A 23,929-nucleotide genomic window follows, 5' to 3' on the forward strand; every position below is an offset into this window, starting at 1 on the left:
GGGCTGACGTGCGGGACGACGGCGCGGCCGGTCGTCCCTGCCGGGCGCTCCAGGCGCGCCCCGGGGCACGATCGTGCCATCTTTCGGGACCCGGGAACCCTCGGCACGGGCTTCTGCCCGGGCGCGAGGATCTGACACCGGCGGGGATCGATCTGACACTCCCCGAGGGTGTGTGTGCAAGAAGGAGTTGTGGACGTCCCGTGCGGAAAGAGTCACGCCCCGCGGGGGCTTTTGCGGCGTCGAACCTGCTCCGGGCGCGCTAGGCTGCACTTCATCGAGGACGAAGGTCCTGTCCGCGTGCCTGTTGCCCAGAGGGGCCGTGGCGGTCGGGCAGGACGTGACGTGAAAGGCCTCCCTTGCACTCGAAGAGCCCCACCCGCACCCGGCGGGTCATCCTGCGCGCGACGGCGATCGCCGGCGCTGTCGCCGTGTTGGCCTCCGGTTGTGCCAGCGACTCCGTCAAGCGCGGATACCTGCCCGGCTACAGCGACGGGGAGGTGACCAACCAGACCGAGCGAATCACCAACCTCTGGGTCGGCTCCTGGATCGCGGCGCTGATCGTCGGTGTGATCACGTGGGGCCTGATGCTCTGGTGCGTCGCGGCTTACCGCAAGCGCCGGGACGACCACCAGCTCCCGATCCAGACGCGGTACCACATGCCGCTCGAGATCATGTACACGGCCGTGCCGACGATCATGATCCTGGTCCTGTTCTTCTTCACCGACCGCGACATGTCGGCGGTGCAGGACACCAGCGCCGAGCCGGACGTGCAGATCCAGGTCATCGGCAAGCAGTGGAGCTGGGACTTCAACTACCTGGACGACGGCGTGTACGACTCCGGGCAGCACCTGCTCGACGTCGGCGGCCAGACGGTCGACGACGAGCTGGACGGCGCCCCGGGCACGTCCAAGGACGTCCCGACCCTCTACCTGCCGGTGGACCAGACGGTCGAGTTCACGCTCGACTCGCGCGACGTCATCCACTCCTTCTGGATCCCGGCCTTCCTGTACAAGCAGGACATGATCCCGGGCCGCACCAACACCTTCCAGGTCACCCCGACCCGCGAGGGCACGTACGCCGGCAAGTGCGCCGAGCTCTGCGGAGAGTTCCACTCCGGGATGCTCTTCAACGTCAAGGTCGTGTCGCAGGCGGAGTACGACGCCCACATCGACGACCTGGCGGCCGCGGGCCAGACCGGCGAGCTCGGGCTCGACCTGAACCGCCAGCAGCACGACGCGAACTTCCCGCAGGAAGACACCCTCCCGGAGGTCGAGAACTGATGGCGGCCACGACTGCCCCCGCGCACGACGTCGAGGTCATCCCCGGTCTCGCGCCGAAGCGCCAGAACCTCGGTCGCACCGTGGTCAAGTGGATCACCTCCACCGACCACAAGACGATCGGCTACCTGTACCTCATCACGTCGTTCATCTGGTTCGCCGTGGGAGGGATCCTCGCGCTGCTGATCCGTGCCGAGCTCTTCATGCCCGGCATCCAGGTCGTGCAGAGCAAGGAGCAGTACAACCAGCTCTTCACCATGCACGGCACGATCATGCTGCTGCTGTTCGCGACGCCGCTGTTCGCGGGCTTCGCCAACGTGATCATGCCGCTGCAGATCGGTGCGCCGGACGTCGCCTTCCCGCGGCTCAACATGTTCGCGTACTGGCTGTTCCTCTTCGGCGGCCTCATCGCCGCCGCGGGCTTCTTCACTCCGCAGGGCGCCGCGTCGTTCGGCTGGTTCGCCTACGCACCGTTGTCGAACACGACATTCAGTCCAGGGCTAGGCGGAGACCTCTGGGTGTTCGGCCTCGCGCTGGCGGGCTTCGGCACCATCCTCGGTGCCGTCAACTTCATCACCACGATCATCACGATGCGCGCGCCGGGCATGACCATGTTCCGGATGCCGATCTTCACGTGGAACACGCTCGTCACCAGCCTGCTCGTGCTGATGGCCTTCCCGCCGCTGGCCTCCGCGCTGTTCGCGCTGGGCGCCGACCGTCGTCTCGGGGCGCAGGTCTTCAACCCCGAGAACGGCGGGGCGATCCTCTGGCAGCACCTGTTCTGGTTCTTCGGTCACCCCGAGGTCTACATCATCGCGCTGCCGTTCTTCGGCATCGTGTCGGAGATCTTCCCGGTCTTCAGCCGCAAGCCGATCTTCGGCTACAAGGGCCTGATCTACGCGACCATCGCGATCGCCGCGCTGTCCGTGACCGTGTGGGCCCACCACATGTACGTCACCGGCGCCGTGCTCCTGCCGTTCTTCGCCTTCATGACGATGCTGATCGCCATCCCGACCGGCGTGAAGTTCTTCAACTGGATCGGCACGATGTGGCGAGGGAAACTCACGTTCGAGACACCCATGCTGTGGTCGATCGGCTTCCTCGTGACGTTCCTCTTCGGTGGCCTGACCGGCATCATCCTGTCGAGCCCCGCGCTGGACTTCCACCTGTCGGACTCCTACTTCGTGGTGGCGCACTTCCACTACGTGGTCTTCGGCACCGTGGTGTTCGCGATGTTCGCCGGCTTCTACTTCTGGTGGCCGAAGTTCACCGGGCGCATGCTCAACGAGCGGCTCGGCAAGGTGCACTTCTGGCTGCTGTTCATCGGCTTCCACATGACGTTCCTCATCCAGCACTGGCTGGGTGTCGAGGGCATGGCGCGCCGCTACGCGGACTACATGCCCGAGGAGGGCTTCACCTGGGAGAACCAGGTGTCGACCATCGGAGCGTTCATCCTGGCCGCGTCGACCCTGCCGTTCCTGTGGAACGTGTACACGACCTGGCGCAACGCGCCGAAGGTGACCGTGGACGACCCGTGGGGCTACGGCCGCTCGCTCGAGTGGGCCACCAGCTGCCCGCCGCCGCGGCACAACTTCACCTCGCTGCCGCGCATCCGTTCCGAGTCGCCCGCCTTCGACCTGCACCACCCCGAGGTCGCGGCGATGGAGCAGGCGCCCGGTCACGGTGGCCTGGACGCCGTCTACGGCGACCCCGACCGGCGCGGGCACCAGGCCCTGGTCGAGGAGCGTCGTGACGGCGGCCGGTCGGCGGCCGCGCAGTCGACCACCACCGTGATCGACGACGAGGAGGAGAACCGCAAGTGAAGATCGAGATCAAGCTCTTCCTGTTCCTCGCCCCGTTCTTCGTCGTGGTGGGCGTCCTGTACGGCCTGTTCACCGGCTTCGAGGAGCCCGTCGGCTACCTCGGCATCCCGCTCGTGGGTGCGCTGGTCGCCATGGTCGGCGCCTACCTCGCGCTGACCGCGCGCCGGATCGACCCCCGCCCGGAGGACGACGAAGAGGGCGAGATCGAGCAGGGCGCCGGCGACCAGGGCGTGTACTCGCCGTGGAGCTGGTGGCCGCTGGTCATCGCCGCGGCCGCGGCGGTCGCCTTCCTCGGCCTCGCCGTGGGGTGGTGGGTCCTCTACATCGGCTTCATCCTCGGCATCATCGGTCTCGTCGGCTGGGTGTTCGAGTTCAGCCGCGGGCAGCACGCCCACTGAGCCCTCGTTCCGAGCGACGGCCCCTCACGCGATGCGTGGGGGGCCTTCGTCGTTCACGGCCGCACAGCTCCCGGCCGCACGACCGGCGGGGGAGCGGCGCCCCGGGACACGGATCGGCAACGATCAGCGTCCGGCGCCGCCGGTCCGGCCCCACGGGGGCGGCCGCGTGATGGAATGAGATCTCCACGATTTCCCTGAGAAGGAGCACCATGCGCGTCCCCCAGAAGACCGCGGCCCTGGCATCGGCGGGCCTGGTCGCCCTCGCCCTGAGCGCCTGTGGGAGCGACGAGCCCACGGGCTCCTCCGCGGGCGAGCCGGCCGGCGAGGAGCAGGCCGCCGAGATCGCGACGGTCTCGACGATGACCGACCTCGCCGGGCAGATGCAGGCGGCGCAGGAGGAGGCGTCGAGCGCGCACATGGAGCTGACGTACTCGGGCGAGCTCGCCGAGTCGGCGGGCATGACCGACAGCACCACGACGGCTGACGTCGCCTACGGGCCGACGTTCGAAGAGACGACCATGCAGATGTCCATGGCGGTCATGGGCATGGACATGGACATCGTGCTGCTCGACGGCACGATCTACATGTCCATGGGCGAGATGACGCAGGGCAAGTACCTGTCGATGACCGCCGAGGACATGGCCGCGGACCCGGCGCTGGCGGGCACGATCGACTCGATGGAGTCCATGGACGCCGCCTCCCAGGCGGAGTCCATGGCCGACGCCGTGACCTCGTTCGAGCACACCGGCACGGAGACCGTGGACGGCGTCGAGACCGAGGTCTACACGGCGACGATCGACCCCTCCAAGGTCCAGGACGGGGCGGCCGGGATCGACACCTCGACCGCGGACCAGCTGGGCGAGATCACCGCGGTCTACAAGGTCGACCCGAAGGGGCTGCCGGTGGAGGCCGACATCACGATGGAGGTCGAGGGCCAGGAGATGGTCGTCGAGTCCACGTTCAGCAAGTGGGGCGAGCCGGTCGAGGTGACGGCACCCGCGGACGAGGACGTCATCCCGTACTCGGAGTTCGGCCAGGGCTGAGCCGCCCCTGCACGAGAGTGCACGAGGGGCCCCGCACGCGTCGGCGTGCGGGGCCCCTCGCATGACCGGACCAGACAGCGTTGTGAGCGCGATTTCGGGGACAATTCGCGGCCGAATTGTCCCCGAAATCGCGCTCACAACGCTCGGGGGGTGGGGCGTCAGGCGGGGACGATGAGCCCGGCGGTCTGGGTGCGGGCGCGGTCGAGGCGGGCGGCGACGTCCTGCCAGTTGGCGATGTTCCACACGGCCTTGACGTAGTCGGCCTTGACGTTGAGGTAGTCGAGGTAGAAGGCGTGCTCCCACATGTCCAGCATGAACAGCGGGGTGATGCCGACGGGCACGTTGGCCTGCTGGTCGAAGAGCTGGAAGATGGCGAGGCGCTGGCCGATGGAGTCCCAGCCGAGCACGGCCCAGCCGGAGCCCTGGATGCCGGTGGCGACGGCGGCGAACTGGGCCTGGAACTTCTCGAACGAGCCGAAGGTGTCCTTGATGGCCTCGGCGAGCTCGCCCTCGGGCTGGCCGCCGCCCTCGGGGGACAGGTTGTGCCAGAAGACGGTGTGGTTGGTGTGGCCGCCGAGGTTGAACGCGAGGTTCTTCTCGTGCAGGTTCACCGCGGCGTTGTCGCCGGACTCGCGGGCCTCGGCGAGCTTGTCCAGGGCGGTGTTGGCGCCGGTGACGTAGGCGGCGTGGTGCTTGTCGTGGTGCAGCTCCATGATCTTGCCGCTGATGTGCGGCTCGAGGGCGCTGTAGTCGTAGGGCAGGTCAGGCAGCGTGTAGACAGCCATGCTGAGATACCTCCGGTTGCGTGCCGCACGTCGTGGCCGGCGTGCGGTGGGGACGTCGTCGAGGGCTGCTCTCCGGCGGGTTCACCGTCCGGAGACGACGAGGGCCCGCGCACCCCGCCCGACGGATCGGGAGAGGGGTGCGCGGGCCACCGGTCCAGCCTGCAGGAGACTCAGTGCTCCCGCTCGACGTTTCCAGACCCCGAGACCAGCTCGGGGGTGTCGTGGGCGGGCTCGAGCTCGTCGTGCTCGCCGTGGGCGTGCGCCGCGGCCAGCTCGGCCGGGGTGACGGGCTCGACCCGGTCCTCGTAGAAGAACTGCGACAGCTTCTGCCAGCGCTTGTCCTTCTTGTAGCCCTTGCGCTTGACGCCACGGGCGTCCGTCGCGGGCTCGATCTCCAGCGGCCGGCTCGCCTCGTAGTTGACGCGCAGCCAGCGCTCCTGCTCGTCGAGCGGGCGGTGGACCTCGATGTACTCGCCGTTGGCGAAGCGGACGATGCGGCCGGTCTCGTGACCGTGCAGCACCAGCTCGCGGTCCTTGCGCTGCAGGCCCAGGCAGATCCGCTTGGTGACCCAGAACGCGAAGACGGGTCCGGCGAAGAACAGGATCCGGAAGACCCAGGTGATCGTGTTGATCGACAGCGCGAAGTGCGTCGCGATGAGGTCGTTCGACCCGGCGAGAGCCAGGATGATGAAGGCCGTGAGGAACGCGACGCCGAGGCCCGTACGGGTCGGGACGTTGCGCGGGCGGTCGAGCACGTGGTGCTCGCGGTGGTCGCCGGTCACCTTGGCCTCGAGGAACGGGTACACGAACAGGAACGTGAACAGCAGCCCGGGGATGATGACCGCGGGCACCAGGATGTTCAGCGAGAGCGTGTAGTCGCCCCACGTGACGATCTCTGTCTGGCCCGGCATGAGGCGTAGCGATCCCTCGAGGAACAGCATGTACCAGTCGGGCTGGGCGCCTGCGGACACCGGTGACGGGTCGTAGGGGCCGTAGTTCCAGACGTTGTTGATCGCCATCGTGCCGCCCATCAGGGCCAGCACGCCGAAGATGATGAAGAAGTTGCCGCCCATCTTCGTGGCGAACGCCGGCACCGCGGGGTAGCCGACCACGTTCTTGTCGGTGCGGCCGCCACCCGGGTACTGGGTGTGCTTGTTGAGCACCATGAGGAACAGGTGCACGCCGACCAGCGCCAGGATGAGCGCGGGCACGAGCAGGATGTGCACCGTGAACAGGCGCGGGATGATGTGCTCGCCCGGGAACTCGCCGCCGAAGATGAAGTACGAGAGGTACGACCCGATGATCGGGATCGACTTCACCACGCCGTCGGTGATGCGCAGACCGTTGCCGGAGAGCACGTCGTCCGGGAGGGAGTAGCCGGAGAAGCCGGCGAGGAGGCTGAGGATCAGCAGCAGGGTGCCGACCAGCCAGTTCAGCTCACGGGGCTTGCGGAACGCGCCGGTGAAGAAGACGCGCATCATGTGCACGACGATGCCGGCGACGAAGATGAGGGCCGACCAGTGGTGGATCTGCCGCATCAGCAGGCCGCCGCGGACCTCGAACGACATGTTGAGCGTCGACGAGAAGGCCGTGGACATGAGCTGGCCGTCCATGGTCGCCGGCGCACCGTGGTGCACGACGAGCGCCATCGACGGGTCGAAGAACATCGCCAGGAACACGCCGGAGATGAGGAGCACGACGAACGAGAACAGCGCGATCTCGCCGAGCATGAACGACCAGTGGTCGGGGAAGACCTTGCGGACGAGCTGCTTCGCGAGCACGCCGACCTTGGTCCGCTGGTCGAGGTAGTCGGCGGACTTGCCGATCACGGTGGTCGGCTCCGCCGCGGTGGGGGGAGTGGTCGTGGTGCTCACTTCAGGCGCTCCCAGTAGCTCGGACCGATGGGCTCGTTGAAGTCGTCCTCAGCCACAAGATACCCCTCGGCGTCGACCGTGATGGGCAGCTGCGGGAGCGGGCGCTTGGCAGGTCCGAAGACCACCTTGGAGCCGTCAGAGATGTCGAACGTCGACTGGTGGCACGGGCAGAGCAGGTGGTGCGTCTGCTGCTCGTACAGGGCGACCGGGCACCCGACGTGGGTGCAGATCTTCGAGTACGCGACGATGCCGTCGTAGGAGGCGCCCTCGCGGTGGTCGCGCTTGTGGTCGCGCGGGTCCATGCGGACCAGCAGGACGACGGCCTTGGCCTTCTCCGTGATCCACTCGTGCGACTCGCGCTCCTCGGCGGGCACGTCAGGGATGACGTGCGCGACCGAGCCGACCGTGAGGTCCGACGCCTTGATGGGGCGCCCGGACGGGTCGTAGGCGAGACGGACGCCCTTCTTCCAGAGCGTGTGCCGGAACTTGTTCACGTCCCAGTTGCCGCCCACGCTCGAGACGAGCGGCACGGCGATGGTCAGCGGGAAGAGCGCGAGCGCGGAGACGACCGCGCCCTTGAGCACCGGGCGACGGGCGATGCCCGAGTCCTCGAGCCCCTCCTTGAACTGCTGCTGGACGACCCCGCGGACCTCCTCCGAGCTGCTGCTCGAGTGGCGCTCCTCGACGTACTCCTTGCCCGACATGAGGGTCTTGGCCCAGTGCACGGCCGCGAAGCCGATGCCGAACAAGGAGATGGCGATCGCGACGCCGAGCAGCACCGTGGAGAGGCGCACGCCGGGCGTGGTGCCGTCCGGGCGGACGGCGAAGTAGGCCACGAGCGAACCGATCGTGCCGAGGCACGAGATCGCGAACAGGATCGCGATGATCCGCTCGTTGCGCTTGGCCGCCTTGGGGTCCGTGTCCGCGAGGCGCGGGTGGTGCTCCGGGACGCCGGGGTCGGCGAAGCGGTCGGTCTGGGCGACGGCCGTGCCGTCACCGTCGCGGCGGGTCACGTCGTGCGACCCGTCCCGGGGGTTCAGGTTCTCGCTCACGAGGACTTCGCTCCGATCCACACCGCGCCGCCGATGATCAGGCCGATGCCGATGATCCAGGCCCACAGGCCCTCGCTGACCGGGCCGAGCGAGCCGAGGGTCAGGCCGCCGGCCGAGCCCTGCTTCTGCTCGTCGAGGAACGCGATGATGTCGCGCTTCTCGTCGGGGGTGATGTTGGCGTCGTTGAACACTGGCATCGACTGCGGGCCGGTGAGCATGGCCTGGTAGACGTTGCGCTCCGACGTGTCGAACAGCGGCGGTGCGAACTTGCCCTCCGACAGCGCGCCGCCCGCGCCGACGGCGTTGTGGCACATCGCGCAGTTGGTGCGGAACAGGGCCATGCCGTTCGCCGGGTCGCCCTGGCTCCCGTCCACCTGCTCGTCGGTGGGGATGGCCGGGCCGGCGCCGAGGGACGCGACGTACGCGGCGAGCGCGGCGGTCTGCTCCTCGTCCATCTGCCGGGGCTTGGCCTCGGCCTGGGGGCCGTTCATCTGCATCGGCATCCGGCCGGTGGAGACCTGGAAGTCGACCGAGGCCGCCCCCACACCGACGAGCGACGGGGCCTCGGTGGTGCCCTCCGCGTTCGGGCCGTGGCAGGTGGCGCAGTTGGCCTGGAAGAGCTTCTTCCCGGTCTCGATGTCCGCGGTGCTGGCGGTGTCGGCCTGGGCCGGGCTAGGGGCCAGGGCGGCGTAGACGCCGCCCGTGACCAGCAGCGCCAGCAGCAACAGCACGACCGGCGCGAACCGGTGGTGCCTGCGGGCGGCGAGTGCCTTCACGAAATGATCCTCGTCTCGCAGATCGAAGGTGCAGAGTCAAGGCCGGCGGCGACGCCGGCCGGGGGGTTCAGCGCAGGAGGTAGATGACGGCGAAGAGGGCGATCCACACCACGTCGACGAAGTGCCAGTAGTAGGACGTGACGATGGCGGTGGTGGCCTCGTGGTGGCCGAAGTTCCTGGCGGCGAAGGAACGCCCCAGCAGGAACAGGAAGGCGATGAGGCCGCCCAGCACGTGGAGGCCGTGGAAGCCGGTGGTCAGGTAGAAGACCGAGCCGTACGCGCTGGACGAGATCGTCAGGCCCTCGTGGACCAGCTCGGTGTACTCGAAGATCTGGCCGCCGATGAAGAACGCGCCCATGAGGTAGGTGAGGGTCATCCACTCGTGCATGCCCCACTTGTTCACCTGGAGCAGGGAGCCGGAGCGCACCGGCTTGAACCGCTCGGCGGCCCACACGCCCATCTGACAGGTGACGGACGACAGCACCAGCACGGTGGTGTTGAACGTCGAGAAGGCGATGTTGAGCTTGTCCGCCTCAGCGGCCCACTCCGCCTCGGGCATCACCGACCGGACGGTGAAGTACATCGCGAAGAGGCCAGCGAAGAACATGAGCTCGCTCGCGAGCCAGACGATCGTCCCGACCGACACGGGGTTCGGACGGTTGACGCTCACGTGCTGGTGGGCATGGGGGGCAGCAGCCGTTGCGGTCGACACGTCAGCCATTATGGCCGACATACGGCTGGTTCGAGCCACTCGGACGGGCCTTGCGCGAAGTCGATGTGCACAGAATCTGCGGAAACTCGCCACTCTGCCACTACGAGGTGACGGATCGTCGGAGAGTGCCAGTAAAAGACCACGTTCGGCACCTGCCCGAGGTGACGCGAGTGTGCCACGATGCCAGCAAACGTCGACGTCCGACGGCCGTGGCGCCGGTGCCGGACGTCGTGTCCGTGCCCGGTGCCGTGCACGTCCGCGAAGGGGAGCCAGAAGTTGACGGATCAGACGGATCAGACGACGACCAGCCCGACCGGCGCGATCGCCCCGACCTCGCGCACGGGTCCCGCGGCCCGGGGGCCCCGCGTCCTGCTCTACAGCGACGACCGCACGGTCCGTGCGCACGTGCGCACCGCGGTCGGGCCGCGCCTGCGCGCCCACGCCCCGCAGATCGACTGGGCGGAGGTCGCGACGCCGGCCGCGGTGATCGCGGCGGCCGACCGCGGCGGCTGGGACCTGCTGGTGCTGGACGGCGAGGCGGACAAGTCCGGAGGCATGGGGCTGTGCCGTCAGCTGAAGAACGAGGTGTACCGGTGCCCGCCCGTCGTGGTCCTCACCGGCAGGCCTGACGACGGATGGCTAGCATCGTGGTCGCTCGCCGACGCCGTGGTGCCGAGGCCGCTCGACCCGATCGAGCTGCAGCGCACCGTGGCCGGCTTCCTGACCGCAGCCGCCTGACCCGCCGCGGGGCCGCCCGTGCCCCTGTCGGAGGGCGCGCGGCTCCGAACCGAAGGGACCACCGTGGCCTCCACCGACCCGGCCTCCGACCTCACCTGGCCCGGCATCCTCACCGAGCTGGTCGCCGGGCGCGACCTGACCGCCGCAGAGACGGCCTGGGCCATGGACGAGGTCATGTCGGGCGAGGTGCCCCCGACGCGCCTCGCCGGCTTCCTCGTCGGCCTCCGGGCGAAGGGCGAGACGGCAGCGGAGCTCACGGGGCTCGCCGACGCGATGCTCGCGCACGCCACTCGGATCGAGGTCCCGGGGCGGACGGTCGACATCGTCGGCACGGGCGGCGACCGGCACCACACGGTCAACGTGTCCACGATGGCGGCGGTGGTCATCGCCGGTGCCGGGCTGCGGGTGGTCAAGCACGGCAACCGCGCGGCGTCCTCGTCCTCCGGTTCGGCCGACGTGCTGGAGGCGCTCGGGATCCGTCTCGACCAGGCGCCCGAGCGGGTCGCTGCCCTCGCCGCGGAGGTCGGCATCACCTTCTGCTTCGCGGGGCTCTTCCACCCGTCGATGCGGCACGCCGGCGTGGCCCGGCGCGACCTGGGCATCGCCACCGCGTTCAACTTCCTCGGTCCGCTGACCAACCCGGCGCAGCCCGGGGCGACGGCGGTCGGCTGCGCCGACGCACGCATGGCGCCGCTCATGGCCGGGGTGTTCGCGAGCCGCGGGACGGACGCGCTGGTGTTCCGGGGCGACGACGGGCTCGACGAGCTCGCCGCCACCGGGGGCGCGACGGTGTGGGAGGTGCGCGCCGGCGCGGTCCGCGAGCAGCGGCTCGACGCCGGGTCGGACCTCGGCCTGCAGCGGATCGAGGTCGCCGACCTGCGCGGGGGCGACGCCGCCCACAACGCGGGTGTGGCGCGGCGCGTGCTCGACGGGACCGACCGCGGGCCGGTGCGCGAGACCGTGCTGCTCAACGCCGCCGCCGGCCTCGTCGCCGACGGGAGCCTGCCCGGCACGGGACAGGGTTCGCTGGTCGAGCGGCTGGCCGCGGGGATCGAGCTGGCCGCCCGCAGCGTCGACGAGGGTGGGGCCGCCCGCGTGCTCGACGGCTGGGTCGCGGCGACCGGCGACTGACGAGGCGGCGGCGACCTCCGGGAAGGCTCGTGCGGTCGCCGCGCGCCCTCAGTCGTCCAGGCCGAGGGCGAAGGCCTGCTCGAGGTCGACGTTCGAGTAGGTGCGGAACGCGATGAGAGTCTCCGTGCGCACCACGCCGGGGACCTTGCTGATCCCGTCGGCGATGACGTCGGCGAGCTCCTCGTGCTCCCGGACGCGCACCATGGCGACCAGGTCGGCCTTGCCGGTGACGGAGTAGACCTCGCTGACTCCCTTGAGGTCGGTGACCTTGGTGGCGACCTCGGGGATCTGGTCGGCCTCGGTGTCGATGAGCACGATCGCGGTCAGCATGCCGTCATCGTAGCCACCGGCGGCGGGTCCGCGAGGCGCCCGACGGGCTCGTCGCCCTCGCCCGGTACGGTCCACAGACCCGCGACGGTCGTCGAGACCGCGCCGAGGTCGGCGTGCGCGGCGGCGGAGCGCACCGGGCACGTCCAGGGGTCGCTCACGTGCACCAGCCGGACTCCCGGCTCGTCCAGCCAGGCGAGCACGAGGGCGGCCTCCTCCGGGTGGCACGCGGGCGCCGGCGGCACGGGAGGGGCGACGTGCTCCGCCGTCGCGCGCAGGGCGTCCACGACCGGCAGCGGGTCCTCGTCCGGACCGGTCACGGCGGTCGCCGCGAGGCGTGCGTGCTTGATCACGACGAGCTCCCAGCCGCCCGCGGGGGTGGGCCGCGCCGCCACGAGCTCGGCGCACCGGGCGAGGGGACCGAGCCGCTGCGCTCGCGCCGCGCCCTGGACGAACGCCCGCAGCCGACGGGTCACCGCCCCCGCCTCCTCGAACCGTTCCTGGGCCGCGAGCCTGCCCACCCGCGCGGCGAGGGCGTCGACGACCAGGGACGGGTCGTCGGTGAGCGCGGTACGGGCGGCGTCCGCGACGACGTCGTACCCCTCGTCGGCCGTCCCGGTGGCGGTGCACGGCGCCGAGCAGCGTCCCATGCCGGCGAGGGCGCACGGGCTGCCCGCGGTGCTCGCGACGCGCGGCAGCCGTGCCGTGCACTGCCGCAGCGGCAGGGCGTCGTGCACCGCCTCGACGGCGGCCAGCGCGGACTGCCGCGAGGTGAACGGGCCGATGTGCGGGCTCCCGGCCCGCACGTCGCGCACCACCGACAGCCGGGGGTAGGCCTCGTCCGTGAGACGCACCCACGACTGGCGCTCCGGGTGCTTGGAGCGCCGGTTGTACCGCGGGGCGTGCTCGGCGATGAGGCGCAGCTCGCGCACCTGCGCCTCGAGCGGCGTCGCGCAGACCACGGGGGTGACGGCGTGCGCGATGCGCACCATCTCGGTGATGCGCCCGCGCTTCTCCGCGGCCGTGAAGTAGGACCGCACCCGCTTGCGGAGGTTCGTGGACGTACCGACGTACAGCACCTCGTCCCCAGGCCCCCGGAACAGGTACACGCCCGGGGCCTCGGGCAGGCCGTCGGCGAGCGTCCGTTTGCGCCGGACGTCCGGCGGCACGGGGTCGGCGGCGCCCGCGAGGTCCTCGAGGTGGGTGATCCCCAGGGGCGCCAGCCGCTCCAGGAGCGCGTGCAGCACGTCGACGGTCGCCCGGGCGTCGGCCAGCGCGCGGTGCTCGGGCGCGACCCGCGCCCGGAAGAGCGCGGCCAGGGTGGACAGCTTGTGGTTCGGGGCCTCGTCGCGGGTGACCACGCGGCGGGCGAGGGGCACGGTGTCCACGACCCGGAACCCCGGCCAGTCGTAGCCGAGCCGGTCGCAGGCGGCCCGCAGGAAGCCGACGTCGAACGGCGCGTTGTGCGCCACCAGCACGGCGTCGCGCGCGAACTCCAGGAAGCTCGGCAGGACGAGCTCGACCGGGGGAGCGGTCGCGACCATGGACGTCGTGATGCCCGTGAGCCGCGCGACGAACGCCGGCACCGGGTGGCCGGGGTTGACGAGCGACTGCAGCTCGCCGAGCACCTCGCCGCCGCGGACCTTGACCGCACCGATCTCCGTGATGCCGCCGTCGGACGCGCGCCCGCCGGTGGTCTCGAGGTCGACGACGACGAACGTGACGTCCCGCAGGGGGGTGCCGAGGTCCTCGAACGAGGGCTGGAGCACGGTGCTGTGCGTCGCGGACGGGGTGCTGCTCGGCATGCCGGGACCGTAGCGGCGGCCTCCGACAGCCGCCGGCTCCGCGTCGTCCGGACAGGGGTCGAGCCCGCCGCGGACGTGTCCGCGGCGGGCTCGAGGGACCCGCGGGCGAGGCCGGGGCGGCGTGGCGTCCGGGTCAGCTCGCGGACTTCTGCCGGGTGTCGACGTACAGCTCGTCGATCTCGGCGGCGAAGTCCTTGACGAAGACGTGCCGGCGCACGCTCTGCTTGGGTGTGAGGTAGCCGTTCTCGACCGTGAGGTCGCCGGGCAGCACGGCGAACTTGCGGATGGACTCCGCCTTCGAGACCGCCTGGTTGGCCCGGGTCACGGCGGCGTCGAGCGCGGCCAGCACCTCGGGGTCCGTCGCGGCCTGCGCGGGCGTCATCTCCGGCTTGCCGTGCATCTTCAGCCAGCCCGGCAGGCCCTCGGCGTCGAGGGTGACCAGCGCGCCGATGAACGGGCGGTTGTCGCCCACGACGACGCACTGGCTCACGAGGGCGTGCGCCCGGATCCGGTCCTCGAGGAGCGCCGGGGCGACGTTCTTGCCGCCGGCCGTCACGATGATCTCCTTCTTGCGGCCGGTGATCGTGAGGAACCCGTCGTCGTCGAGGGTGCCGAGGTCGCCGCTGCGGAACCACCCGTCGTCGAACGCCTCGGCGGTCGCCTCCGGGTTGTTGTGGTACCCGCGGAACACCTGGATGCCGCGCAGGAGCACCTCGCCGTCCGGGGCGATCTTGACGCCGCAGCCGGGCAGCTGGGGGCCGACCGAGCCGATCTTGATGGCGTCCGGGCGGTTGACGCTCGTGGGCGCCGTGGTCTCGGTGAGGCCGTAGCCCTCGAGGATCGTGACGCCGAGGCCGCGGAAGAAGTGGCCGAGCCGCTCGCCCAGGGGGCCGCCCCCGGACACGGCGTACTGCGCCTGCCCCCCCAGGACGGCGCGGAGCTTCGAGAACACGAGCGTGTCGGCGACCTTGTGCTGGAGGCGGAGCCACAGCGACGGGCCCGACGGCGTGTCGAGCGCTCGGGAGTAGGCGATCCCGGTGGCGGCCGCCCAGTGGAAGATCTTCAGCTTGCCGCCGGCGGCCGCGTTCTGCTCCGCCGCGTTGTAGACCTTCTCGAAGACGCGGGGCACCGCGAGGATGTAGGTGGGCCGGAAGGCGCCGAGGCCGGTGGTGACCGTCTTGAGGTCGGCCCAGTGCCCGAGCACCGTGCCGCTCGCGATCGCGAGGATCTCGATGTAGCGGGCGAACACGTGCGCGAGGGGGAGGAAGAGCAGCGTGCGCCCCCCGTCCTTGAAGACCTCCGGGACCGCGGCGACGGCGTTCACGCCGAGGAGCGCGAGATTGCCGTGCGTGATCTCGGCGCCCTTGGGGGTGCCGGTCGTGCCGGAGGTGTAGATGATCGTCGCGACGTCGGCGAGGTCCGCCACGGCGCGGCGCCGTGCGATCTCCTCGTCGGTGACGTCGGCGCCCGCGGCGGTCAGCTTGGCGATTGCGCCGTCCTCGATCTCGAGCACCTCGCGCAGCGCCGGCGCGCGGTCGGAGACCTCCGCCACCGTCGCGGCGAGGCCGGAGTCCTCGACGACGAGCAGGGTGATGCCGGAGTCCGTGAGGATCCACTCCACCTGCTCGGCGGAGGACGTCTCGTAGATCGGCACGGGCACCGCGCCGGCCGCCCAGGCGGCGAAGTCGAGCAGGGTCCACTCGTACCGGGTGTGGGACATGATCCCGACGGGGTCGCCGGGCTGCACGCCCTTGGCGACCAGCCCCTTGGCGACGGCCACCACCTCGGCGTCGAACTGCGCGGCCGAGACCGGCTGCCAGCCGTCGCCGGACGGCCGCTCGGCGAGCGTGGCGCGCGGGTCGCTCGCCACGCGGGTGGCGAGAAGGTCGTTGAGGTTCGACGTGGCAGGCAGCTCGACCGCCTGCGGAATGGTGATCTCGTCCATGCTGACTCCATCGTCCATGCTCATGCATTGGCCAGGGGGGCGTTCCCCGGCCGCCACGATACCGGGTCTCATGAGTGGTCCAGGACACGGTTCGGTGACGGTCCGTGACCGATGATGGTGGATCGGTGGCGGCTCGGTGGTGGACGAGCGTCGCACCCTCGGGTCGCGGTGGCTAGTCTGGTCCCTGCGCGCACCGCGCGCCCCCGCGCCGCGACGGCGACCGGGTGATGCGCCGTGCGGACGCGGCGTACCGACACATGAACGCGAGGTCCTGCATGCACGCCATCGGAGTCGACATCGGCGGCACGAAGATTGCCGTGGGTGTGGTGGACGAGGCGGGCAAGATCCTCGCGAAGGTGCGCCGCGAGACGGTCGCGGACGACGTCGCGTCGATCGACCGTGCGATCGCCGACGCGTGCACCGAGCTGGCCAAGGAGCACGAGATCGGCGCGATCGGCCTCGCGGCCGCCGGCTTCGTCAGCCCGGACCGCCGGTCGGTGCTCTTCGCCCCGAACATCGCCTGGCGCGAGTACCCGCTGGCCGAGCGCATCGAGGGCCTGCTGGACGTCGACGTGCCCGTGGTCGTGGAGAACGACGCGAACGCCGCGGGCTGGGCGGAGTTCCGCTTCGGCGCCGCGCGCGAGGCGACCGACATGCTCATGCTGACGGTCGGCACCGGCCTCGGCGGCGCGATCGTGGTGGACCGCGAGCTCGTGCGCGGCAAGTGGGGCGTCGCGGCCGAGGTGGGGCACATGCGTGTCGTGCCCGGCGGGCACTACTGCGGCTGCGGTCACGAAGGGTGCTGGGAGCAGTACGCGTCCGGCACGGCCCTGGTGCGCGACGCGAAGCAGGCCGTGGTCGCGCAGCCGGCCCGGTCGGCCCGGCTGGTCGAGCTCGCCGGCGGGGACGTGTCCGCGCTCGAGGGTCCGCACGTCACCCAGGCGGCGCAGGAGGGCGACGAGCTCTCGATCGAGCTGCTGGCGACGCTGGGCCGGTGGATCGGCGAGGGCTCGGCCTCCGTCGCGGCGCTCCTCGACCCCGAGCTCATCGTCATCGGAGGCGGCGTCGGTGCCGCCGGCGACCTGCTGCTGCTGCCCGTGCGCAAGGCCTACGAGGCGCAGCTCTCCGCCCTCGGGCACCGCCCGGTGGCGCAGATCGAGCTTGCCGAGCACGGCAACGAGGCGGGCATCATCGGCGCCGCCGACCTCGCCCGGCGCTGAACCGCGCCGTCGGGCCGCACCGCCTCGGGCCGCACGACCTGATCGCGCGGCCGGGCCGCGCGATCGGGTCAGACGACGGCGCCCGTGCTGTGGTCGTCCGGGTCGCGGCGGTGCGGCATCCGCCAGATCAGGATGCCGAGTGCGACGAGGAACAGCACGCCGGCCACCGGGCCGGACCAGCCCGGGATGCGCAGGGCCGGGACGGCCGCGCGCAGGACGACGCCGAGCACGACGAGCACCGGCACCCCGACGACCGCTGCCCACGCGAGCGTGAGGAGCGGGTCGCGCGACAGGACGGGCTCCGGCTCGGGCGGCGTGAAATGAGACTCCGTCTCTTCCAGGTCCTCGATCTCCGGCGTGACGGGCCAGTCCCGGGGACCGGGGCTCACCACCCGCCCGGGCGGGACCGCCGGGCCCTCGTGCCGCGGTTGCGACCCGGCGTCCCCGGGGCCGCCAGCCGTCGGCTCGTCCGCACGATCGGCGTCGGCGTGCTCGTCGAGCGGCCCCAGCTGGGCGACGATGTCGGCCCAGCGCGCCTCGACGGCGTCGTCGGGCAGGTCGTCGTCCGGCAGGTCCGGTTCGGCGTCCGGGTTCGGTGCGGGCATGGGTTCACTCTATTGTCGTGGGCGATGCAACGCGTCGACGGTCCCGCCCGTCGGCGCCACGGCCCGTCACCGGCGGTCCGCTGGGTGGGGCGCCGTGCACGACTGGGCGAGGAGGACAGTTGTTCTACTGGGTGATGAAGAACGTGCTGGTGGGGCCGTGGCTCCGGCTGGCGTTCCGTCCCTGGACGAAGGGCGTCGAGAACGTCCCGACCTCCGGTCCGGCGATCCTCGCGAGCAACCACCTCGCCGTCATCGACTCGTTCGTCCTGCCGCTCGTGCTCGACCGCCAGGTCCAGTTCCTGGGCAAGTCGGACTACTTCACGGGCGGCGGCGTGCGCGGGCGGCTCGTGGCCGGCTTCATGCGCGGCGTGGGGACCATCCCGGTGGACCGCTCGGGCGGGAAGGCCAGCGAGGCCGCCCTGAACACCGGGCTGCGCGTGCTCGACGACGGGGACCTGTTCGGCATCTACCCCGAGGGCACGCGCAGCCCGGACGGGCGGCTCTACCGCGGCAAGACCGGCGTCGCCCGCCTGGCCCTCGAGTCGGGGGCGCCCGTGATCCCGGTCGCGATGGTGGGCACCGACGTGGCGCAGCCGCTGGGCCGGTCGGTCCCCAAGCCGATGCCGATCGGCATGGTCTTCGGCGAGCCGCTCGACTTCAGCCGCTACCGCGGGATGGAGGGCGACCGGTTCGTGCTGCGCTCCGTCACGGACGAGATCATGTACGCCATCCTGCGGCTCTCCGAGCAGGAGTACGTCGACGTCTACGCCGCCACGATGAAGGCGCGGCTCGCGGCCGCTGCCCAGCAGCCGCCGGAGGAGCCCGCCGCCGGGTCCTGACCCGCAGGGCCCCGGGGCCGCCGCTCACCCCACGGCGAGCTGCAGCCAGGCGTCCGGAGGGACGTCGGGCCGACCGGGCACCGGGCGACGGTCGACCGCCCAGGCGTCGCCCGCGACGTCGGTCGCCACACGCGGCCAGAACGCCGCCGCCGGCGCGTTGGCGTCCTGGTACGGGACCTCCCACGGACCCGGCACGTCGCGCAGCACCGCCGCCGCGACCTCCCGGCCGAGGCCGCGCTGCCGGGCCGCGCGCACCACGAAGAACGCGGAGAGCACGCGGGTGGGCGCGTCGAGACCTCGGACGAGGGCGAACGCCACCGGCCGCTCGCCGGCCCCGGGCGTCGCGCCCGGGACCGCCGCGAGGTAGCCGCGCCAGACCACGCCCCGCCGCCCGGACCGGTCGTCGCGCCCCGCCCCGCCGCCGGGGACCCCCGTCCCGGGGCCCAGGTCGGCGAGCGCGTCGCGGAGCCGGTCGTCGCGGAACCGTCCGTCCGGCCCGGGGAGCTCGCCCGAGACCGCGGACATGTCGTGGCGGAAGAGCAGCCACAGCCGTTCGAGGACCCCGCGGTCCTCCGCCGTGGCGCGGCGGACGACCGCCGGGCGGCCGGGCGCGGGGACGGCGGGCAGGTCGGGAGGGGGCGCAGGTGTCGTCATACGCAAGAGCCTCCCGGCGCCGGAACGCGGGGAGGCTCGGCCGACATCATCGCACGGCCGGGCCCGGGCGCGCACGGCTCGTTCGTGGGGCGGACGGCAGGGGCCGGCGGCCGCGCGGTGCTCCTAGGATGGGAGGGCTTCCGTCCCCCACCGAGAGGTAACCCCCGTCATGTCGGTTCGTCGCGTGGCTCTCCTGACCGCCGGCGGCTTCGCGCCCTGCCTGTCCTCCGCCGTCGGCGGCCTCATCGAGCGGTACACCGAGCTCGACCCGTCGATCGAGATCATCGCCTACCAGTACGGCTACCACGGGCTCCTCACGGGCACGAAGATCGTGATCGACTCCGAGGGCCGCAAGCAGGCCGGCATCCTGCACCGCTTCGGCGGCTCGCCGATCGGCAACTCGCGCGTCAAGCTCACCAACGCCGCGGACTGCGTCAAGCGCGGCCTGGTGCAGGAGGGGCAGAACCCCCTGGAGGTCGCGGCCGAGCAGCTCAAGGCCGACGGCGTCGACGTGCTGCACACCATCGGTGGCGACGACACCAACACCACGGCCGCCGACCTCGCGGCGTACCTGCACGACAACGGCTACGAGCTCACCGTCGTGGGCCTGCCGAAGACGATCGACAACGACGTGGTGCCCATCCGGCAGTCGCTCGGTGCCTGGACGGCGGCCGAGGAGGCCGCCGGCTTCGCCGCCAACGTGATCGGCGAGCACCGCTCCGGCCCGCGCATGCTCATCGTGCACGAGGTCATGGGTCGTCACTGCGGCTGGCTCACCGCCGCCACGGCCAAGGAGTACCGCAAGTGGCTCGACGCGCAGGAGTGGGCGCCCGCCCTCGGGCTCACGCGCGAGCGCTGGGACGTGCACGCGGTGTTCCTGCCCGAGCTGGAGATCGACATCGACGCCGAGGCCGCGCGCCTGCGCGCCGTCATGGACGAGATCGGCAACGTCAACATCTTCCTGTCGGAGGGTGCGGGCATGAACGAGATCGTCGAGCAGCTCGAGGCCGCCGGCGAAGAGGTGCCGCGCGACCCGTTCGGGCACGTCAAGCTCGACACGATCAACCCGGGCCAGTGGTTCGCGAAGCAGTTCGCGGAGAAGCTCGGCGCCGAGAAGGTCATGGTCCAGAAGTCGGGCTACTACTCGCGCGCCGCGGCCGCGAACGCCGAGGACCTGCGCCTCATCAAGTCGATGACCGACCTGGCCGTCGAGTGCGCCCTGCGCGGCGAGCCGGGCGTCATCGGCCACGACGAGGAGGACGGCGACCGCCTCAAGGCGATCGCGTTCCCGCGCATCGCCGGCGGCAAGGCGTTCGACGTCAGCCAGCCGTGGTTCGGCGAGATCCTCGAGGGCATCGGCCAGCCGCTGGTGCCCGCGAAGCCCGCCGCGCACTGACGACGGCACCGAGCCGACCACCGAGCCAGAGGCAGGAGCAGCCCGCATGACCACCGCCGTCGACACCGTGGTGCCCGGGAGCGACCCCGAGGGCCTGGACCGGTTCCGGGCCCTCGAGGCGCGCCAGCAGCCCGTGTGGCCGGACGCCGCGGCGTTGGCGGCGGTGGCGGGGCGGCTCTCCCAGGCCGCGCCCCTCGTGGTGCCGGCCGAGGCTCGGCTGCTCACGGAACGCCTCGCCGCGGCGGGCCGCGGCGAGGCGTTCCTGCTGCAGGGCGGGGACTGCGCGGAGACGTTCGCGGACGCGAACGCGACCCGCATCCGCAACAAGATGCGCACCATCCTGCAGATGGCGGTGGTGCTCACCCACGGCGCGAGCACGCCCGTCGTGAAGATGGGCCGGCTCGCGGGGCAGTACGCCAAGCCGCGCTCGTCGGACGTGGAGACGCGTGACGGCGTGACCCTCCCGGCGTACCGCGGGGACATGGTGAACGGGCACGAGTTCAGCCCTGCGTCCCGCGCCCCGGACCCGCGGCGCCTCGAGCAGGCGTACCGCATCTCCGCCGCCACGGCGAACGTGGTCCGCGCGTTCACGCAGGGCGGTCACGCCGACCTGCGGCGCGTGCACGAGTGGAACCGCGGGTTCATGCGCAACCCCGCCTACGCGCGCTACGAGCGCACCGCGGCGGAGATCGACCGCGCGATCCGGTTCATGGAGGCCTGCGGGGCAGACTTCGACGCGCTGCGCTCCGTGGAGTTCTACCTCAGCCACGAGGCGCTCATCCTCGACTACGAGCGCGCCCTGACCCGGGTCGACGCCCGCAGCGGCGAGGCGTACGCGACGTCGGCCCACTTCCTGTGGATCGGGGAGCGCACCCGCCAGCTCGACGGCGCGCACGTCGAGTTCCTCTCGCGCGTCGCCAACCCGATCGGCGTCAAGCTCGGCCCGACGACGTCGCCCGACGACGCGCTCGCGCTCGCGGCCCGGCTCAACCCCGGCAACACCCCGGGCCGGCTGACGTTCGTGACCCGGATGGGCGCCGGCCGGGTCAGGGACGTGCTGCCCGAGGTGGTCGAGAAGGTCACGGCCGAGGGGGTGGCCGTCACCTGGGTCACCGACCCCATGCACGGCAACACGATCACGTCGGACAGCGGCTACAAGACGCGCCGGTTCACCGACGTGCTCGACGAGGTCACCGGCTTCTTCGAGGTGCACCGTGCCCTCGGCACCGTGCCGGGCGGGCTGCACATGGAGCTCACCGGCGACGACGTCACCGAGGTGCTGGGCGGCAGCGAGGAGATCGACGACGCGGGGCTGGCGCTGCGGTACGAGACGCTCGTCGACCCGCGCCTCAACCACCAGCAGTCGCTCGAGATGGCGTTCCGGGTCGCGGAGATGCTCACGAGCTGGTGACGCCCATGGCCGCCGGACGGTGCGCCGGGCCGTACGTCCGGGCGCTCACCACACGGTGAGGGTGACCGTGCTGCCCTTCGGGGCCTCACCCGTCGTGTCCTGGAAGCGCACGGTGTCCAGGATGCCGCCCAGGTAGGCGTTCTCCTTGACCACGAACCCCGCCTTCTCCAGCGCCTTGCGAGCGGGCTCGGTGCGCTTGCCCACGACGTTCGGCACCTCGACCAGCGGAGGGCCCTGCGAGATCGTGAGGGTGACGGTGTCCGTGCGGTGCGCCGTGGCGCCCTCCTCCGGGTCCTGCGCCAGCACGTGCCCCTTCGGGATGTCCTCGGAGTACTTCGGGTCGCCCAGCTCGACGACGAGCCCCAGGTCCTCGAGGTCGGCGACGGCGGCGTCCTTCGCCTTGCCCACCTCCTGCGGCACCTGCACCGGGGCGGGGCCGTCGGAGACCGTGAGCGTCACGACCGTGTCGTGCCGCTGACGCGAACCCTCCTCGACCGAGAGGTCCAGCACCTCGCCGCGGCCGGCCTCGTCGTCGTACGACCGGGCGGCCTCGCCGACGGTGAAGCCGGCGTCCTCCAGGGCTGAGGTGGCGTCCTCCTGGGCGGTGCCGACCAGGTCGCCCGGCACCGTGAGCATCTGCACGCCGCGGGAGACGACCAGCTCCACCGACCCGTCGGTGCGCACCCGGTCGCCGGGCGCGGGCACGGTCGTCACGACCGAGCCCTCCGGGACGTCGTCGTCGAACGTCCTGCTGGTCGTCGTGCCGAGCCCGGCGTCCTCCAGGACGGCGCGGGCGTCGTCCGCCGCCACCCCGGCGACCCCGGTCGGCACCGAGGTCCAGGCGCCGGGGCCGTCCGTGAACCACCACCAGGTGCCCAGCCCGCCGCCGCCGAGCACGAGGACGAGCGCGAGGACCCACGCCGTCACGCGACGGCGCCGGGACGGGCGGCGGTAGGTCTCGGTCGGTTGCTCGACGAGCAGGTCGGTGGGCTGGGACGGTGCGCTCGCCGAGACCTCCTGGAAGAACGCCGTGGGGATCTCGTCGACCGCGTCCGTCCCCCCGGACCCGTCGCCCTCGCCGTCGTCGGCCGCCGTGCCGCCCGCGTCGTGGGCCCCACCGGGGCGACCGGACCCGTCCGGCGTGACGGACGCGGGACCGGGCAGGTCGGCCGGCCGCTCGGCGCGGCGCTCGAGCACGTCCGCCCCGAGCGCCGAGCGGACGGCCTCGACGGCCGCGAGGGCCGCCCCCGCGTCCGCCGGGCGCTGCTGCGCGTCCCGGGCCGCGAAGGACGCGACGAGCGCGTCGACCTCGGCAGGCAGCCAGTCCACGAGCGCGGACGGGGCGGGGAGGTCCTCGTGCACGTGGTGGAACGCGACCTGGATCGGTGTCTCGCCCGCGTAGGGGAGGGTGCCGGTGACCAGCTCGTACACGAGCACGCCGACCGCGTAGACGTCGGTGCGTGCGTCGCAGGTGCCGCTGGTGATCACCTCGGGCGCGAGGTACGCGACCGTGCCCAGCACCGTGCCGGTCGTGGTGGTGGTCACCTCGGTCACGGCGCGGGCGAGCCCGAAGTCCGCGACCTTGACCCGTGCGCCCGCGTCGACGTCGTCGCCGACGACGAGCACGTTCTCCGGCTTGACGTCGCGGTGGACGAGCCCCTTGCGGTGCGCGGCGGACAGGGCGGCGAGCACCTGCGCGACGACGTCGAGCGCGCGGCCCAGGGTGAGCGCGCCCGAGGCGTGCAGCTCACGTCGCAGGTTGGTGCCCGGCACGTACTCCATGGCGAGGTAGCTGGTGTCGCCGTCGACCCCCTGGTCGTAGACGGCGACGACGCCGGGGTGGGTCAGGCGTGCGGCGGCACGGGCCTCCCGGCGGAACCGGGACACGAACGCGGCGCCGTCGACGCCGTCGGCGAGGTGCGGGTGCATCACCTTGATCGCGACCTCGCGGTCGAGGCGCCGGTCGGTGGCGCGGTACACGGTGGCCATGCCCCCGCGGGCGACGCGCGCGACGATCTCGTACCGCCCGTCGACCAGGCGGCCGAGCATCGGGTCGGTCGTCGCGATGGCCACGCGACGAGTGTAGGGGCGCCCGGATCGGCAGGCCCGTAGGCTGGC

21 protein-coding genes are annotated in these 23,929 nt (G+C 71.8%); 10 read left to right on the plus strand and 11 right to left on the minus strand.

Annotation, left to right across the window (positions count from 1 at the left end; genetic code table 11):
• Window positions 1-356: 356 nt before the first annotated feature.
• The 4 genes from coxB (at window position 357) to ACH436_RS02420 (ending at window position 4,541) form a co-directional block, all read left to right on the plus strand.
• Window positions 357-1,280: a cytochrome c oxidase subunit II gene (gene coxB, locus ACH436_RS02405; RefSeq protein ID WP_430558576.1), complete on the plus strand. Its 924-nt coding sequence runs from the start codon at window positions 357-359 to the stop codon at window positions 1,278-1,280.
• Window positions 1,280-3,100 (plus strand): cytochrome c oxidase subunit I, encoded by a 1,821-nt coding sequence (ctaD, locus tag ACH436_RS02410; protein WP_430558577.1) that lies wholly within the window; start codon window positions 1,280-1,282, stop codon window positions 3,098-3,100. The genes coxB and ctaD overlap by 1 nt, the downstream gene beginning before the upstream one ends.
• Window positions 3,097-3,498 carry a cytochrome c oxidase subunit 4 gene (locus ACH436_RS02415; protein WP_430558578.1) on the plus strand — a complete coding sequence of 134 codons (402 nt, stop codon included), beginning with the start codon at window positions 3,097-3,099 and terminating at the stop codon, window positions 3,496-3,498. Before ctaD ends, ACH436_RS02415 begins: the two co-directional genes overlap by 4 nt.
• Window positions 3,499-3,707: 209 nt before the next feature.
• Window positions 3,708-4,541 (plus strand): LppX_LprAFG lipoprotein, encoded by an 834-nt coding sequence (locus tag ACH436_RS02420; protein ID WP_430558579.1) that lies wholly within the window; start codon window positions 3,708-3,710, stop codon window positions 4,539-4,541.
• Window positions 4,542-4,699: 158 nt separating this feature from the next.
• On the opposite strand, the gene ACH436_RS02425 is transcribed toward ACH436_RS02420, so the two are convergent.
• From ACH436_RS02425 to ACH436_RS02445, 5 genes are all read right to left on the minus strand, one after another.
• Entirely contained in the window at window positions 4,700-5,326 is a 627-nt protein-coding gene (locus tag ACH436_RS02425; RefSeq protein WP_430558580.1) for a superoxide dismutase, read from the minus strand.
• A 170-nt stretch (window positions 5,327-5,496) separates the two neighbouring features.
• Window positions 5,497-7,200: a cytochrome bc complex cytochrome b subunit gene (locus ACH436_RS02430; RefSeq protein ID WP_430558581.1), complete on the minus strand. Its 1,704-nt coding sequence runs from the start codon at window positions 7,198-7,200 to the stop codon at window positions 5,497-5,499.
• Window positions 7,197-8,252, minus strand: a complete 1,056-nt coding sequence (locus ACH436_RS02435; protein ID WP_430558582.1) for a Rieske 2Fe-2S domain-containing protein — start codon at window positions 8,250-8,252, stop codon at window positions 7,197-7,199. The genes ACH436_RS02430 and ACH436_RS02435 overlap by 4 nt, the downstream gene beginning before the upstream one ends.
• The gene (locus tag ACH436_RS02440; RefSeq protein WP_430558583.1) at window positions 8,249-9,028 is read right to left on the minus strand and encodes a c-type cytochrome; all 780 of its coding nucleotides are present in this window, start codon (window positions 9,026-9,028) and stop codon (window positions 8,249-8,251) included. The genes ACH436_RS02435 and ACH436_RS02440 overlap by 4 nt, the downstream gene beginning before the upstream one ends.
• A 67-nt stretch (window positions 9,029-9,095) precedes the next feature.
• Window positions 9,096-9,749 carry a heme-copper oxidase subunit III gene (locus ACH436_RS02445; protein WP_430558584.1) on the minus strand — a complete coding sequence of 218 codons (654 nt, stop codon included), beginning with the start codon at window positions 9,747-9,749 and terminating at the stop codon, window positions 9,096-9,098.
• Between the two features lie 267 nt (window positions 9,750-10,016).
• Between ACH436_RS02445 and ACH436_RS02450 the strand changes: the two genes are divergently transcribed.
• Both ACH436_RS02450 and trpD read left to right on the plus strand, forming a co-directional pair.
• Entirely contained in the window at window positions 10,017-10,478 is a 462-nt protein-coding gene (locus ACH436_RS02450; protein ID WP_430558585.1) for a hypothetical protein, read from the plus strand.
• Window positions 10,479-10,541: 63 nt separating this feature from the next.
• Window positions 10,542-11,609, plus strand: a complete 1,068-nt coding sequence (trpD, locus tag ACH436_RS02455; RefSeq protein WP_430558586.1) for an anthranilate phosphoribosyltransferase — start codon at window positions 10,542-10,544, stop codon at window positions 11,607-11,609.
• Window positions 11,610-11,657: 48 nt separating this feature from the next.
• On the opposite strand, the gene ACH436_RS02460 is transcribed toward trpD, so the two are convergent.
• The 3 genes from ACH436_RS02460 to ACH436_RS02470 all read right to left on the minus strand — a co-directional run bounded on the left by ACH436_RS02460 (window position 11,658) and on the right by ACH436_RS02470 (window position 15,686).
• Window positions 11,658-11,939, minus strand: a complete 282-nt coding sequence (locus ACH436_RS02460; RefSeq protein ID WP_430545226.1) for an Lrp/AsnC family transcriptional regulator — start codon at window positions 11,937-11,939, stop codon at window positions 11,658-11,660.
• The gene (locus tag ACH436_RS02465) at window positions 11,933-13,741 is read right to left on the minus strand and encodes a DEDD exonuclease domain-containing protein (protein ID WP_430558587.1); all 1,809 of its coding nucleotides are present in this window, start codon (window positions 13,739-13,741) and stop codon (window positions 11,933-11,935) included. Before ACH436_RS02465 ends, ACH436_RS02460 begins: the two co-directional genes overlap by 7 nt.
• Window positions 13,742-13,874: 133 nt before the next feature.
• The gene (locus ACH436_RS02470) at window positions 13,875-15,686 is read right to left on the minus strand and encodes an AMP-dependent synthetase/ligase (protein WP_430558588.1); all 1,812 of its coding nucleotides are present in this window, start codon (window positions 15,684-15,686) and stop codon (window positions 13,875-13,877) included.
• A 275-nt stretch (window positions 15,687-15,961) separates the two neighbouring features.
• Between ACH436_RS02470 and ACH436_RS02475 the strand changes: the two genes are divergently transcribed.
• Window positions 15,962-16,906, plus strand: coding sequence for an ROK family glucokinase (locus tag ACH436_RS02475; protein ID WP_430558589.1), 945 nt, complete (start codon window positions 15,962-15,964; stop codon window positions 16,904-16,906).
• Between the two features lie 68 nt (window positions 16,907-16,974).
• Here the strand turns inward: ACH436_RS02475 and ACH436_RS02480 are convergent, their stop codons facing one another.
• Complete coding sequence (locus ACH436_RS02480) at window positions 16,975-17,511, minus strand: hypothetical protein (RefSeq protein ID WP_430558590.1); 537 nt, start codon at window positions 17,509-17,511, stop codon at window positions 16,975-16,977.
• 119 nt (window positions 17,512-17,630) lie between these two features.
• On the opposite strand from ACH436_RS02480, the gene ACH436_RS02485 reads away from it, so the two are divergent.
• Window positions 17,631-18,350 (plus strand): lysophospholipid acyltransferase family protein, encoded by a 720-nt coding sequence (locus ACH436_RS02485; protein WP_430558591.1) that lies wholly within the window; start codon window positions 17,631-17,633, stop codon window positions 18,348-18,350.
• A gap of 24 nt (window positions 18,351-18,374) precedes the next feature.
• Here the strand turns inward: ACH436_RS02485 and ACH436_RS02490 are convergent, their stop codons facing one another.
• Window positions 18,375-19,004 carry a GNAT family N-acetyltransferase gene (locus tag ACH436_RS02490; protein WP_430558592.1) on the minus strand — a complete coding sequence of 210 codons (630 nt, stop codon included), beginning with the start codon at window positions 19,002-19,004 and terminating at the stop codon, window positions 18,375-18,377.
• 169 nt (window positions 19,005-19,173) lie between these two features.
• Between ACH436_RS02490 and ACH436_RS02495 the strand changes: the two genes are divergently transcribed.
• Together ACH436_RS02495 and ACH436_RS02500 are read left to right on the plus strand one after the other, a co-directional pair.
• Window positions 19,174-20,400: a pyrophosphate--fructose-6-phosphate 1-phosphotransferase gene (locus ACH436_RS02495; RefSeq protein ID WP_430558593.1), complete on the plus strand. Its 1,227-nt coding sequence runs from the start codon at window positions 19,174-19,176 to the stop codon at window positions 20,398-20,400.
• A gap of 46 nt (window positions 20,401-20,446) precedes the next feature.
• On the plus strand, window positions 20,447-21,811 hold the full coding sequence (locus ACH436_RS02500) for a class II 3-deoxy-7-phosphoheptulonate synthase (RefSeq protein ID WP_430558594.1): 1,365 nt from the start codon (window positions 20,447-20,449) through the stop codon (window positions 21,809-21,811).
• A gap of 45 nt (window positions 21,812-21,856) precedes the next feature.
• Here the strand turns inward: ACH436_RS02500 and pknB are convergent, their stop codons facing one another.
• Window positions 21,857-23,884, minus strand: coding sequence for a Stk1 family PASTA domain-containing Ser/Thr kinase (gene pknB / locus ACH436_RS02505; RefSeq protein ID WP_430558595.1), 2,028 nt, complete (start codon window positions 23,882-23,884; stop codon window positions 21,857-21,859).
• Window positions 23,885-23,929: the final 45 nt, after the last annotated feature.

It is taken from the genome of Isoptericola sp. NPDC019693 (assembly GCF_044389085.1).
Lineage (GTDB): Bacteria > Actinomycetota > Actinomycetes > Actinomycetales > Cellulomonadaceae > Isoptericola.